This window comes from Paraburkholderia dinghuensis (assembly GCF_003837865.1).
Taxonomy (GTDB): domain Bacteria; phylum Pseudomonadota; class Gammaproteobacteria; order Burkholderiales; family Burkholderiaceae; genus Paraburkholderia; species Paraburkholderia dinghuensis.
On record NZ_RQIS01000016.1, the window covers coordinates 79,680 to 93,460 of the forward strand.

Consider the following 13,781-nt stretch of genomic DNA (forward strand, 5'->3'; position numbering starts at 1 on the left):
GCAAATCGGCGCGTGGAGATTCAAAAGGAACGCAGAGTATAGCGGAAAACGCATCGGGCAATACGGCGGATGAACCGTGGCGGGCGTAGGCGGGCGGTGCGGGTCGCCCTTTGGGTTGTCGCCGTGAGCGGGACCTGCGAGTGAGGACAACAGGCCGGAACTGCAAGCCGGTACAGCAAGCGCTGCGGCAGTGTCCCGGCGGTGGATCTCGCGGGTCAACGCGTAGCCGGATGCCCGTTGCGCCAGCGCCGTAGATGCAATGCGGCGACGATCATCAAGACGCCGTAGAGCACGGCGTAGGCGGCGATCAGCCAGATCAGCGAGAGCGCGCCCGCGCCGGGGAACAAGACGATGAACAAGCCGACGGCGGCGGAGAGCAGCCCCGAGAGCCCCACGGCCCACGGGTGCGCGACGGCGCGACGAAACTGGATCGCGTAAATGATCTCGAAGATGCCGATGGCGAGCGCCCAGACGCCAATGATCAGGACGAGGATGATGGCCGTCTCGCGAGGCCAGAAGAACGCAACGAAGCCCGCGATTACGCCGATGAGGCCCACGACGACATAGGTCCAGCGCCGCTTGCCGCCGCCGCGCGCGCCGTAGATCAGGGCGAAGGCGCCGTCCACGATGGCGTAGGAGCCCCAGACGTAGGCGAGCGCGATGACAGTGAGCTTGGGCAGTGAGAAGGCGAGCAGGCCGAAGACGATGGCCGCGATGCCGCGGGCGAGGAGCCAGCCCCAGTGAGCGGACAAACCGGTGAGGAACGGCAGCGGAGCGGAGGGCAATGGCTGGTTCATGCGGTTCTTCTCCTTTTTGGCGGGGCGCAGGGTCGTCGCTTGACGGAGGACAGCTTGCCGCAAAGGGACCCGGCGCACGAAGCGGCAGCGCGTTGCGCCGCCGAGCGCTGCCCGGGCACCTGCCGGGTGCCTGCTTTACTGAAGAATGACCCGGATCTGCTCGTCGGCGTATTCGACGGGCGAGCGTTCGAAGCCGCTCTGTGCATAACGGTGCCAGCAGCCGATTACATAGCGGACGACCAGATTCGCGCGCACAGCCGGATCGTACCCCTTCGGGAGCGGCACTGCGCCGGGTTTGTTCGGGTCCTGCAACCCTTCCGCGATGCTCAAGCGCAGGCACTGACGCAGCGACGCCTCGATGCGGTCGAGCATCTGGTTGACGCGCTCGGCGAGCCGCTCGTGTTCCCCCACGAGCGCTTCGCAGGTCAGCACGCGCGTCATACCGGCGTTCTTGGTGGAGAAATTGACGAGCATGAGCGCGATGGCGCGCGCCTGAAGCACGCCGCTCGGCTCTTTGGCGACGATCTGGTTGATGAGCGCGAAGAGCGTCTGTTCGATGAAATCGATGAGACCCTCGTACATCTGGGCCTTGCTCGCGAAGTGGCGGTAGAGCGCCGCCTCGGAAACGCCGAGACGCGCGGCCAGCGCCGCCGTCGTGATCTTTTCGCCGCGCGGAGTCTCGAGCATCGACGCGAGCGTCTGGAGAATGTGGACACGGCGTTCGCCCGGTTTCGGGCGTGCGGCGCGGTGCACCACGCCGGTAGGATCTGCTGCTACGACCGCGTCGCGCGCTTCGGTCGGTTGGCTCGGCTGCATGAATGTCGCCCTTTCTCTTACCGCCGGAATCCTGTTCCCGCAGTCACGTCGTCACCCCGTCTGCCGCAGTCTTCCTGACTGCAGACCCGTTTGTAGGGATTTTAGCGAACGAATGCGGTGATCGACATAGTGAGGGCGGCCGCTCCTGCCCGCGCGCATAGTCAGCGCACGTTCGGGAAGGTGTCCGGTGATCCACACCGTCTGGATGCCGAGCCGCCGGTAGCGTTTCAGATGGCCGCGCGTGTCTTCGATCAGGATGGCGTCGGAAAGCGATGCACCCACGCGGCGCAGCGCCGCGCGCAGCATCGCGCGGTCGGGCTTGGCGCGCCAGCCGCTGCGCGTACGCATGTGCTCGATGGCGACGACGCGCTCGAAGAGCCGCTCGATGCCGAGTTCCGCGAGCACCGCGCGCGCATAGGCCTCGGGCGCGTTGGTCAGCACGATCTTGCGGCCCGGGAGCGCAGCGATCGTGCGTGCGAGGCCGCGCTCGGCGACGAGCATCGCGCGCAGATCGGGGAACGTGTGGACGACTTTCAGGAAGTCGTGCGGATCGACTGGATGGTGCCGCGTGAGGCCGAGCAGCGCCGCGCCGTACCGGAGCGTGTAACTCGTGCGCAGGTGGTCCGCGATGTCGTGGCTCACGCCGAGCGTATCGACGATGTATTGCGTCATCGCCCGGTTGATCGCGGGGAAAATCGCGTGCGACGCGCCGTGCAGCGTGTTGTCGAGGTCGAAGAGCCAGACCGGCGTGCGCGCAACATGGCGCGGGCGGTGTTGGCGCGCTCGGGTGTGGGTCATCGTGGAGCGGAGTGCGGCGCGTTGGGGGAGTGGCCGGGGGCCCCGGGGGCGCCGCGAAGGGCGGCGCGATGTGCCGGATGTGCCGAAGGTGTCACTCGGCGGCGCGTCGGGGTGGCCGAAAGCACCGCCGTAAACCTCAATTAATGCGAGCGGATCATCGTGCCGAACGGCTGCTCGGTCAGGATTTCGAGCAGCACGGAATGCTCGATCCGGCCGTCGATGATGTGCACCGAGCGCACGCCGCTCTTGGCTGCGTCGAGCGCCGACGAGATCTTCGGCAGCATGCCGCCAGAGATCGTGCCGTCTTCGAAGAGCGCGTCGATCTCGCGTGCCGAGAGATTCGTGAGCAGGTTGCCCGCCTTGTCCATCACGCCGGGGATGTTGGTCATCATCACGAGCTTCTCGGCGTTGAGCACGACTGCGAGCTTGCCCGCCACCAGATCGGCGTTGATGTTGTACGAGAGCCCGTCTTCGCCAAAGCCGATCGGCGAGATCACCGGAATGAACGCGTCGTCCTGGAGCGCCCGCACGACCGCCGGATTGATCTGCTCGACTTCGCCGACCTGGCCGATGTCGACGTACTGGCCCGGGTTGTCGCGGTCCGGCATCATCAGCTTGCGCGCGTGGATCAGGCCGCCGTCCTTGCCGGTCAGGCCCACCGCATGACCGCCGAAGTGGTTGATGAGCGTGACGATGTCCTGCTGCACCTCGCCGCCGAGCACCCACTCGACGACTTCCATCGTTTCTTCGTCGGTGACGCGCATGCCCTGGACGAAGGTACCCTGCTTGCCGATCTTCTTGAGCGCCTGGTCGATCTGCGGGCCGCCGCCGTGCACGATGACCGGGTTGATCCCCACGAGCTTGAGCAGGATGACGTCGCGCGCGAAGCCCTGCTTGAGTCGCTCTTCGGTCATGGCATTGCCGCCGTACTTGATGACGACGGTCTTGCCGTGATACTGGCGGATGTACGGCAGCGCTTCAGCCAGAATTTCTGCTTTCAGGGTGGGCGCGATCTGCGAGAGGTCGATGGGCTCGGACATGGCGGCGGGGAATGGGCAAAAAACGGGGGAAAAGACGGTTCAAACAGGCCGAATTGTACAGGACTGGCGCGCTGCAACAGGGTTTTGATCGGGGTTTCGGGCGCGCTTCCGACATGGCGCGATGCGCACCGGCGCGCGCTCGCCGGGGACGCGCGAGGACGGTGTGGCGCGCATCGTACCAGGTTGGCCTCGCCGGAATCGCTGGCGGCCGCGCATGGTGCGCCGGGTCGGAGGCGATGCCGGTCACCGTCGGAGCATGCACGCGGCGCATTGTGCGCCCCAACGTGTTCTGCTTGCCAACCCGGCGCGAGCGCGTGCTGTGGCATCATTTCTTTACCGCCGAAGTCGGCTTCACAGGGAGCGCGCCGCCATGACCGCCTCCGTCACCCCCGCCGCGGGCGTGAAACACGCGCGCTGCCCGCGCTGCGGCCGGACCTTCGACTGCGGCCGGAACACCGAACCCTTCGATTGCTGGTGCCGCACGCTCCCTGCGCTTCCCGCGAGCCAGCTCGATCCGCGCGGACGCTGTCTGTGCCCCGAATGTCTCGCTGATGCCGCCGCGCCCGCCACAATCGAACCGGGCGACGCCACCGGCAACAGGGGGCTCGTGCGCTGAGACGGGCATAAGTGCCAGCGCTGAATTTGCGTTCCGCTTCGCCCCGGGTCTGGGCTGAGGGAGAGTGGTTCGTGCGGCGCGAGCACCGGGTGGTCCCGGTTGACGTTCTTCTCGGGTGCCAGGCCGGTGCCGGTCGGTTGCGGTCACGTCAAATTGGCCCACGCCCGACTGTCGCCCGTGCCCCCGGCTACGGCATCATCGATGCAGAGGACATTTTCGCGACTGCTAAGTTTGATATAAATCAATATTGCTACAAGATTGTTGCGAAGATCGGGGAACAATGAGGCGGCGGTCGCCGGGCGACGGTAAGGTTCGACGGCTTCCGCATGCGGAAGCCCGACCTGCAGCGCGAACCCGGGGCTCAGGTCGGCGGTACGCTCAGGCGCGAGCCGCGTAATGGCAGCCGTAACCCGGATCGCGTTCGAGACTTCGGGTTTCGGGCACGGTCGCGACGGACGGAACGCATCCGGGTCGAGCAGTGCGTGGGGCGAGGCGTCCGTGGGCGGTCACGACCTGGCGTCGAGGTGATCGAAAAAGACTTATCAGATGGACAGAAACAGAAGCGGACCACGTAGGGTGTCTGGCATCGATTCCTCCGCCGTATTCCCGGCATACTGCCGATATGGCGTTGGGCGCCAGCTGCTGTTGGCTCGAATCTTTTGGGGATAATCAGTCGGACCCGTCCGAACAGGTAAACTGGCACCATGTATCGCATCACCGTCAGTGCTCGCGTCAATCTTAGCCATCTCTTCTGGCTGCGCAGCCTTGCCATCATCGGACAACTCTGCACGATCGCGGTCGTGCAGTTCTTCCTCGGCGTGCGTCTGCCGCTGCCGGCCATGCTGTTCGTGATCGCGATGGAGGTGGCTTTCAACGGCGTCACCTGGATGCGCGTCGCGCAGGATCGTCCCGAGTCCAATCTCGAGCTGTTCGGGCAGATCTGGGTCGATCTCGGCGCACTCTCCGCGCTGCTCTTTCTCTCGGGCGGCACGACCAATCCGTTCGTCTCGCTCTACCTGCCCTCGCTTGCGATCGCTGCGGCCGTGCTGCCGTGGTATCTCACCGGCTGGCTCGCTGCGTTCGCGGTGACCTGCTACGTACTGCTCGGCTTCGATAACGTGCCGCTCAACCTGGACAACCCCAATAACCTGTTCGACTACTATCGGGCGGGCATGTGGGTGAACTTCATGGTGAGCGTCGGGTTGATCGTGTGGTTCGTCGCGCGCATGTCGACCGCTCTGCGCCAGCGCGACCACGCACTCGGCGACGCGCAGCAGCGCCTCCTGCGCGACGAGCGCGCGGTGGCGCTGGGCGTGCAGGCGGCGACCGTCGCGCACGAGATCGGCACGCCGCTCTCGACGATCGCGATGCTCACCGAGGAATTGCGCGACTGCGCGCGCACCGACAAGGCGCTCACCCCCTACGTCGACGACCTCGCCCTGCTCGAGCGGCAGATTTCGCTGTGCACGTCGGCGCTTGCGCGTCTGCGCAGCCGCGCTTCGTCGGAGGGTACCCGCGAGGCCGTGAGCGAGTGGCTCGGTCCGTTCGTCGAGCAATGGCGGCTGCGCCATCCTCACGTCAAATTCGAGCAACTGGGCGATGCGCCCGGCAATCTGAGCCTCGACGACACGGTGGCAGTCGGCCAGATTCTGACTATCCTGCTCGACAACGCCGCGCGTGCGAGCCGCGATTACGTGACGTTGCGCGCGTATGCATCGGCGCGCGCGGGTTATATCGATTTCGAAGTCTGCGACGCTGGGCCTGGTATCCCGGCGTCGCTGCGTAACACGCTCGGCGCGGCGCCCGTGGAAAGCACACAGGGTGGCCATGGTGTTGGGCTGTATCTGGCGTTTTCGTCGGCGGCGCGGCTGGGCGGATTGATCGATCTGTCCGACGTTGCTTCGTCCGTCGCAGCGGGCGAAGGCCCGGGCGCGGCGGGCGGCGGAAGTAGTGGAGGGAGCGCAGGTCGCGAGCACAAGTCGCGCGGCACGCGCGCCGTATTGCACGTGCCGGTGAGGACCGGCGCGTCAGCAGCGGCGCCGGACGCGCGTGCACAGGATGCGGCCGCCGCAGGTTAAGGTATCGGATCAGGCGCGGCCCGGCGCGGCGCCGCCTAACAACACGGAGAAGCAGGCATGAGCGATATGAATTTTCTGGTCATCGACGACGATGAGGTGTTCTCCGACATTCTCACGCGCGGCCTGGCGCGGCGCGGTTACCAGGTGCAGCAGGCGCACAACGCCGAAGAGGCGATCCGCTTCGCGAACCAGCAGAAGTTCTCGCAGATCACGGTGGACCTGCATCTGGGCAGCGATTCGGGTCTCTCGCTCGTCGCGCCGCTGCGCGACCTTCAGCCCGATGCACGCATGCTCGTGCTGACGGGCTACGCGAGCATCGCGACGGCGGTTCAGGCGGTGAAGGACGGCGCCGACAACTACCTCGCGAAGCCCGCGAACGTCGAGATGATTCTCTCGGCACTGCAAAGCGACGCGAGCGCACTGCAGGCTGACGCCGCGATCGAAAATCCGGCGCCGCTCTCGGTCGCGCGCCTCGAATGGGAACACATCCAGCGCGTGCTGGCCGAGCACGGCGGCAACATCTCCGCCACGGCGCGAGCGCTCAACATGCACCGCCGCACGCTGCAGCGCAAGCTGGCGAAGCGTCCGGTGCGCCAGTAAGCGCGGCATTCGCTTTAGCCGCTGCGCGCGGCGTGGCGTGTCAAAAGGAAAGGGGCCCTGCGGGGCCCCTTTGTTTGTCGCCTGCGCCCGGGTGGCGCTTACAGCACGTAGCGCGACAGATCTTCGTCTTGCGCGACTTCGCCGAGCGCGCGATCGACGTAAGCGGCATCGATCGTGACGCTCTTTCCCGCGTGGTTGCCGGCCGAGAATGACACGTCTTCGAGCAGCTTCTCGATCACCGTGTAAAGGCGGCGTGCACCGATGTTCTCGGTCTTCTCGTTGACGGCGAACGCGATCTCCGCGAGTCGGCGGATGCCGTCTTCCGCGAAATCGAGCTGTACGTCCTCAGTGGCGAGCAGCGCCTGATATTGCTTGACGAGGCTCGCGTCGGTCGCGACGAGAATCGCTTCGAAGTCCTTCACAGACAGCGAGTCAAGTTCGACGCGGATCGGGAAGCGTCCCTGCAGTTCCGGAATCAGATCGCTCGGCTTCGCGAGGTGGAACGCGCCGCTCGCGATGAACAGGATGTGATCGGTTTTCACCATCCCGTACTTCGTGTTGATGGTCGTGCCTTCGACCAGCGGCAGCAGATCGCGCTGCACGCCCTGGCGGGAGACCTCGCCGCCGCCGCCTTCGTTGTTGCGCGACGCAATCTTGTCGATTTCGTCGAGGAACACGATGCCGTTCTGCTCGACGTTCTGCACGGCCTTCGTCTTGACCTCTTCGTCGTTGAGCATCTTGCCGGCTTCTTCGTCGGTGAGGACTTTCAGCGCTTCCTTGACCTTGAGCTTGCGGCGGGACTTCTTGCCGCCGCCCAGATTCGCAAACATCGAGCGGATCTGCTCGGTCATGTCCTCCATGCCCGGGGGGCCCATGATGTCCATGCCGACTTGCGGCAGTTCGACGTCGAGTTCGATTTCCTTGTCGTCGAGCTGGCCTTCGCGCAGGCGCTTGCGGAACGTCTGGCGCGTGGTGCTTTCACCATCGCCTTGACTTGCCGTATCCGTCGACGAACCGAAGCCGACCGGACGCGCGGTCGGCACCAGGATGTCGAGGATGCGGTCTTCGGCCTGATCGGTGGCCTTGCTGCGCACTTTGCGCATTTCCGATTCGCGCGTCTGCTTCACCGAAATTTCGATGAGGTCGCGCACGATGCTGTCGACGTCACGGCCCACGTAGCCCACTTCCGTGAACTTGGTTGCTTCGATCTTGATGAACGGCGCGTCCGCGAGTTTCGCGAGACGGCGCGCAATCTCGGTCTTGCCGACGCCCGTTGGCCCGATCATGAGGATGTTCTTCGGCGTGATTTCCTGGCGCAGCGGATCGCTCACCTGCTGGCGGCGCCACCGGTTGCGCAGCGCGACGGCGACGGCCTTCTTCGCCTTCGCCTGGCCGATGATGTGTTTGTCGAGTTCCGAGACGATCTCGGCGGGGGTCATGGTGCTCATCCTGATTCCTTGTCGTGGATGATGTCGATGGTGTCGATGCGCGTCTCCTGGACGCGCTTGCTCGATCTACTCGATGGTTTCGATCACGCGGTTGTGGTTCGTGTAAATGCACATGTCGCCCGCGATTTCGAGCGATTTTTCCACGATCTCGCGAGGCGACAGATCGGTGTTGTCGACGAGCGCGCGCGCCGCGGCCTGCGCATACGAGCCGCCCGAGCCGATCGCGCAGATCCCGCCTTCGGGGTCGAGCACGTCGCCGTTGCCGGTGATGACGAGGGTGGTCTGCGCGTCGGCGGCGATCAGCATGGCTTCGAGACGGCGCAGCATGCGGTCGGTGCGCCAGTCCTTCGCGAGTTCGACGGCGGCGCGCGTGAGGTTGCCCTGATGCTTTTCGAGCTTGGCTTCGAAGCGGTCGAGGAGTGAGAAAGCATCGGCCGTGCCGCCGGCGAAGCCGACCATCACCTTGCCGCCGTAGATGCGTCGAACCTTCTTCGCGCCACCCTTCATGACGATGTTGCCGAGCGTGACCTGGCCGTCGCCGCCGAGCGCGACCTTGTCGCCGCGCCGCACGGAGACGATCGTCGTGCCGTGAAATTGCTCCATGTGGGTTCCTTTTTTACCGTTGATGCCGGTTGCTGACGGGAGTGTGCGGTGGCACGTAGGGCCGCCGTCCCTCGAAATCCTGAGCACGTGGCGAGACGCCAGGAGGCGCACACCGACGCGCGTATCAGTCGAAGTTTAGGGCGGCGTCGGCGAGTTCAAGTGGCCGCGCGGGGCAAAAACGCGCGGCGTGTGAGGTGAAGACACGGGAGGGGGCAGCGAATGGAGCAAAAAAGCGGCGAACAAGCGGCGAATAAGCGGCCAACCGCGCGCTGCAAAAACAAAAAGCGCACGGGACTCCGTGCGCTTCGATCCGGAAGGCGGATTGTACGGCGCGCACCCGCGGCGACGCGCCGGCAGGTCGATCAATCGCCGAACAGCTTCTGGCGCAGTTCGCGGCGCTCCTGCGCCTCGAGCGACAGCGTGGCCGTGGGTCGCGCGAGCAGACGCGGGACGCCGATCGGCTCGCCCGTTTCCTCGCACCAACCGTATTCGCCCGAGTCGATGCGCGCGAGCGATTGCTGCACCTTCTTCAGCAGCTTGCGCTCGCGGTCGCGCGTGCGCAGTTCGAGCGCATGCTCTTCCTCGATCGTCGCGCGGTCGGCCGGATCGGGCACGATCACGGTTTCACGCAGGTTCTCGGTGGTCTGGCCCGCATTGCGGAGGATTTCCGCCTGCAGCTGTTCGAGCCGGTTCTTGAAGAAGGCGAGCTGATCCTCGTTCATGTAATCCTTGTCGCTCATCTTCAGGATTTCGGCTTCGGTCAAGAGTCGTTTCGTCGTCATCTGGCTTGCTTCTTCAATGAGTGAGGCAAAAACCTGGTGCTATTGCCCACACTTTTGTGTTGCCCGCAATGGCCTTGTACGGGGCCTTTTTACGCTGACGCGCTGGCAGGTCCGGACGATGCGTTGTCGTGACGCCAGAATGCCGCTGCGGGGCCGAACTCCTCTGGAAACCGGTTTTCAGACGCTTCTGAGGCATTTTCCGTACCGGCTGCGCTGCGACTTTGCGTGCCGCCGGTACAGCCGACCCACCGGTGCAAACGTTTCCGGCGGGCTGCCTTTCTGCTCGTGCTCGCAATGCTTTATGCACGTTGGCACGGCCACGATGCGCGCTACCGGCCCGGTACCGAATCGAGGCTCAGGGTCCGGCTCCTACCTGCCGTCCAGCCTGTTTTCCAGTGGGGCCGTATTGTAACTGAATCGGAAACTCACCCCGCAAGCGGGTAATCCCTGCGTCGGGCGGGTTTTCGACGCACCGTTATCCGGAAAATATAACGCGCCAATTGTGAAAAAGCGATGGTCGGGTACGTTATTTGAGGGGCGGCTCACGCAGACGGGGGAAAAGGCGGACCCGGCCCGGCGCACAGGGCGCGCGGGACCGGGTGACGAACGCATCAGACGAGGCAGGCGTCGAGGCCGTCGGTGATGAGGTCCTGCGGCAGTTCGATGCCGATGAATACCATCTTGCTGTTCTTCTTTTCGGCCGGCAGCCACTTCATGGCGAGATCGCTGCCCATCATCTGGTGGACGCCCTGGAACACAACCTTGCGATCCACGCCCTTCATATACAGCACGCCCTTGTAGCGCAGCAGGCGCTCGCCGTAGATCTGCAGGATGCCGCCAAGGAAGTCCTCGAGGCGGTTCGGATCGAACGGACGGTCGCTGCGGTACACGAACGACTTGATCTTGTCGTCGTGGTGCGCGTGGTGATGGTGGTGGCCGTGGTCGTGGCCTTCGTGATCGCCCCCTTCGGGGACTAGCTTCGCGTCGCACTGGCCGTGATCGTGGTCGCAGTTCGCGTGGTCGTGATCATGGTCATGCGCGTGATCGTGATGCGCGTGGTCGTCTTCCGCGAGGAAATCAGGGTCGATATCGAGCTTCGCATTGAGGTTGAAGCCACGCAGGTCGAACACTTCCTTGATGTCGGCGACGCCAAAATCCACCTGGCGGATCTGCGCCTTCGGATTCATGTGCATCAGGCGATGGCGCAGGTCGCCGAGTTCCTTTTCGTCGACGAGATCGGCCTTCGTAATGAACAGGCGATCGGCGAAACCGATCTGGCGCTGCACCACTTCGTGCTCGTCGAGCTGATGGTTGCCGTGCTTTGCATCGACGAGCGTGATGATCGCGTCGAGCAGGAATTCGTCGGCGATTTCGTTATCCATGAAGAACGTCTGCGCGACCGGGCCCGGATTGGCGAGGCCCGTCGTTTCGATCACGACGCGGTCGAAATCGAGCTTGCCGTCGCGCTTTTGCTGCGCGAGGTCGCCGAGCACGCGCGCGAGGTCCCCGCGGATCGTGCAGCAGATGCAGCCGTTGCTCATCTGGATGATCTGCTCGGTGCTGTCCTGCACGAGGATCTCGTTGTCGATGTTCTCTTCGCCGAATTCGTTCTCGATCACGGCGATCTTCATGCCGTGATTTTCGTTAAGGATGCGCTTGAGCAGCGTCGTTTTGCCACTGCCGAGGAAGCCGGTCAGGATGGTGACGGGAATCATGGATGCCATGCTGGGTGCCTGTTTTGTACTGTGCGTGGGTCGAAACGCGGACCGTGCGGCGCGGGTTTCTCGCGCGTCGAAGCTTCGACGCGTGAAAAAGGGGGCGGCCGTCGTCCGGTGTTACAACATAACTAGCTATTGAAACATATCTGCGGTCCCGGTGCCTCACCACGGCGGTCGTGCTGGCGAGGTGCCGCGTCACATATGGGGCGCGACCATGAGCCTTCCGGATCGTGCAGTCGGCCCACAGGTGGGGCCGCTCAGGCAATCTGCAACAGCAGGCCCTTCAAATACTCGCCTTCGGGGAACGCCGTCAGGAGCGGATGGTCGACGCCAGCGCCGAGCCGCTTGAGGATGCGCGCGTCGACTTTCGCGTCGGCGGCTGCGCCCGCGACGATCTTCTGGAACAGCTCCGCATCGATCGCTCCCGAGCACGAATACGTGAAGAGCAGGCCGCCCGGACGCAGCAGCTTGAGACCGGTGAGGTTGATGTCCTTGTACGCGCGGGCCGCACGGTCCACGTGCTCGCGCGACGCCGCGAACTTCGGCGGATCGAGCACGACGAGGTCGAAACGCTCGCCTTCTTCATGCAGGCGGCGCAGCGTCTTGAAGGCGTCGGCGTCGAGCCAGGTGGCGCGAGCGGCGTCGAAGCCGTTCGCCTCCACGTTCTTCTGCGCCGTGGCGAGCGCTTCGCCCGACGAATCGATCGACACGACGCGTTTCGCACCGCCCTTCATCGCCGCGAGCGAGAAGCCGCCCGTGTAGCAGAAGCAGTTGAGCACGTCGCGCTCGCGCGCGAAGGTCTGCACGAGCGCGCGGTTGTCGCGCTGATCGACGTAAAAGCCGGTCTTGTGCCCGTTGCGGACATCGACGTGATAGCGCACGCCGTTCTCGTTCGTCACGATCGTTTCGGGCGGCTCGTCGCCCGCGAGCAGGCCGGTGATCTGTTCGAGGCCTTCCTTCTCGCGGATCGACACGTCCGAGCGCTCGTAGACGTTCGGGCAGCCGGTCGCGCTCGTGAGCGCGCTCACGATGGCGTCCTTCCACGCCTCGACGCCCGCCGCCATGAACTGGCAGACGAGCTGGCCGCGGCCCGTTGAATTCCCATTCGCGCCGTCTTCGATGTACTGATCGACGATCAGACCCGGCAGGCCGTCGGCTTCACCGAAGATCACACGCACGGCGCCGGTGTTGCTCACCATCGCCTGGCGATGCGCGACTGCGCGTTGCACGCGGCGCTTGAAGAACGCGTGATCGATGGGTTCGTTTTCGTCGAAGCTCCAGACGCGCGCGCGGATCTGCGAGTGCGGGCTGTACGCGGCGCGCGCGAGGAAACGGCCGTCGTGTGCGCGCACGATCACGGTCGCGCCCGCGGCGGGTTTGCCCTCGACGCGGTCGATCGCATTCGCGTAGACCCACGGATGGCGGCGCAGCAGGGATTTTTCTTTCGACGGTTTGAGCGTGACGATATTCATGGTGTGTTCAATACAAAAAGACGCAGCGCGCGGCGGCCGGGTCGCCCGGCCACTCACGCGCGCCGCGAGGCATCAGTCGCGCTTTTTGGCGCGCGGATGCGCGGTGTCGTAGACCTTCGCCAGATGCTGGAAATCGAGCGACGTATAGACCTGGGTGGCCGCGATGCTCGCATGGCCGAGGAGTTCCTGCACCGCGCGCAGGTCGCCGCTCGACTGCAGCAGGTGCGTCGCGAACGAGTGCCGCAGCACGTGCGGGTGGACGTTCGCCGGAATGCCGGCGGCGAGCGCTGCGCGTTTCACGCGCTCGCGCACGACGCCGGGCGCCATGCGGTTGCCGCGCACGGAGATGAAAAGCGGGGCGTCGTCGTGCTTCACGAGCGTATCGCGCACGGCGAGCCAGGCGTCGAGCGCATCGAGCGCCTTGCGCCCGACCGGCACGACGCGATGCCGGTTGCCCTTGCCCTGGACTTCGACTTCGGCGGCGTCGCGTTTGAGCCAGCCAGCCGATTCGTGGCCGTCACGTTTTACGTAGCGCACGTCGAGGCCCACGAGTTCGGCAAGCCGCAGCCCCGACGAGTAGAACAGTTCCAGCATGGCGTGATCGCGCAACGCCTCGGCGCTGTGGCCATCCGCGACGGCGGGGCCGGGGGCGTCCATCAGCCGCTGGGCGTCGTCGACGGAGAGCGCCTTCGGCAGCGTCTTCGCACGCTTGGGCGCCCGCACGGCGGCCACGGGATTGGCATCGAGTTCGATGCGCCCCGCAAGCCAGCGATAGAACGCCCGCCAGGCCGATAGCCGGTGCCCGATCGAGCGCGCCGAGAGGCCGCCCGCATGCGCGCGCGCGACGGCGCCGCGCACGTCGGCGGGCGTGATCTTTTCCAGCGGGCGAGCGCCCGCTAGCTTCTTCAGCTCATCGAGTTCATGCGTGTAGCCGCGCAGCGTGTGCGCCGACAGTCGCCGCTCGTGTTCGAGGCTGGCGAGGTAGTCGGCGATCGGATCGGTTGGCGTCACGA

General features: G+C 65.1%; 13 protein-coding genes. 3 read left to right on the forward strand and 10 right to left on the reverse strand.

Annotated features, from left to right (window positions below; translation table 11 throughout):
* Positions 1 to 215: 215 nt before the first annotated feature.
* From D1Y85_RS20505 to argB, 4 genes are all read right to left on the reverse strand, one after another.
* Complete coding sequence (locus tag D1Y85_RS20505; protein WP_124152911.1) at positions 216 to 797, reverse strand: HdeD family acid-resistance protein; 582 nt, start codon at positions 795 to 797, stop codon at positions 216 to 218.
* A gap of 135 nt (positions 798 to 932) precedes the next feature.
* Complete coding sequence (gene slmA, locus D1Y85_RS20510) at positions 933 to 1,613, reverse strand: nucleoid occlusion factor SlmA (RefSeq protein ID WP_124152912.1); 681 nt, start codon at positions 1,611 to 1,613, stop codon at positions 933 to 935.
* Between the two features lie 51 nt (positions 1,614 to 1,664).
* Positions 1,665 to 2,411 carry a pyrimidine 5'-nucleotidase gene (locus D1Y85_RS20515; protein WP_124152913.1) on the reverse strand — a complete coding sequence of 249 codons (747 nt, stop codon included), beginning with the start codon at positions 2,409 to 2,411 and terminating at the stop codon, positions 1,665 to 1,667.
* 140 nt (positions 2,412 to 2,551) lie between these two features.
* Positions 2,552 to 3,451, reverse strand: coding sequence for an acetylglutamate kinase (argB, locus tag D1Y85_RS20520; protein ID WP_124152914.1), 900 nt, complete (start codon positions 3,449 to 3,451; stop codon positions 2,552 to 2,554).
* Positions 3,452 to 3,821: 370 nt separating this feature from the next.
* On the opposite strand from argB, the gene D1Y85_RS20530 reads away from it, so the two are divergent.
* The 3 genes from D1Y85_RS20530 (at position 3,822) to D1Y85_RS20540 (ending at position 6,745) form a co-directional block, all read left to right on the forward strand.
* Positions 3,822 to 4,067: a cysteine-rich CWC family protein gene (locus D1Y85_RS20530; RefSeq protein ID WP_124152915.1), complete on the forward strand. Its 246-nt coding sequence runs from the start codon at positions 3,822 to 3,824 to the stop codon at positions 4,065 to 4,067.
* Between the two features lie 704 nt (positions 4,068 to 4,771).
* Positions 4,772 to 6,145, forward strand: a complete 1,374-nt coding sequence (locus D1Y85_RS20535) for an ATP-binding protein (RefSeq protein ID WP_124152916.1) — start codon at positions 4,772 to 4,774, stop codon at positions 6,143 to 6,145.
* 57 nt (positions 6,146 to 6,202) lie between these two features.
* Positions 6,203 to 6,745 carry a response regulator transcription factor gene (locus D1Y85_RS20540; protein ID WP_124152917.1) on the forward strand — a complete coding sequence of 181 codons (543 nt, stop codon included), beginning with the start codon at positions 6,203 to 6,205 and terminating at the stop codon, positions 6,743 to 6,745.
* A 98-nt stretch (positions 6,746 to 6,843) separates the two neighbouring features.
* On the opposite strand, the gene hslU is transcribed toward D1Y85_RS20540, so the two are convergent.
* The 6 genes from hslU to xerC form a co-directional block, all read right to left on the reverse strand.
* On the reverse strand, positions 6,844 to 8,193 hold the full coding sequence (gene hslU / locus D1Y85_RS20545) for an ATP-dependent protease ATPase subunit HslU (protein ID WP_124152918.1): 1,350 nt from the start codon (positions 8,191 to 8,193) through the stop codon (positions 6,844 to 6,846).
* 66 nt (positions 8,194 to 8,259) lie between these two features.
* A complete protein-coding gene (gene hslV, locus D1Y85_RS20550; protein ID WP_124152919.1) occupies positions 8,260 to 8,796 on the reverse strand; it encodes an ATP-dependent protease subunit HslV in 537 nt (178 codons plus the stop codon).
* 362 nt (positions 8,797 to 9,158) lie between these two features.
* Positions 9,159 to 9,578: an RNA polymerase-binding protein DksA gene (dksA, locus tag D1Y85_RS20555; RefSeq protein WP_124152920.1), complete on the reverse strand. Its 420-nt coding sequence runs from the start codon at positions 9,576 to 9,578 to the stop codon at positions 9,159 to 9,161.
* Positions 9,579 to 10,189: 611 nt separating this feature from the next.
* On the reverse strand, positions 10,190 to 11,293 hold the full coding sequence (locus D1Y85_RS20560) for a CobW family GTP-binding protein (protein WP_185219058.1): 1,104 nt from the start codon (positions 11,291 to 11,293) through the stop codon (positions 10,190 to 10,192).
* Positions 11,294 to 11,553: 260 nt separating this feature from the next.
* Entirely contained in the window at positions 11,554 to 12,768 is a 1,215-nt protein-coding gene (locus D1Y85_RS20565) for a class I SAM-dependent rRNA methyltransferase (RefSeq protein ID WP_124152922.1), read from the reverse strand.
* Between the two features lie 72 nt (positions 12,769 to 12,840).
* Positions 12,841 to 13,779, reverse strand: a complete 939-nt coding sequence (gene xerC, locus D1Y85_RS20570) for a tyrosine recombinase XerC (RefSeq protein ID WP_124152923.1) — start codon at positions 13,777 to 13,779, stop codon at positions 12,841 to 12,843.
* Between the last annotated feature and the right edge of the window lie 2 nt (positions 13,780 to 13,781).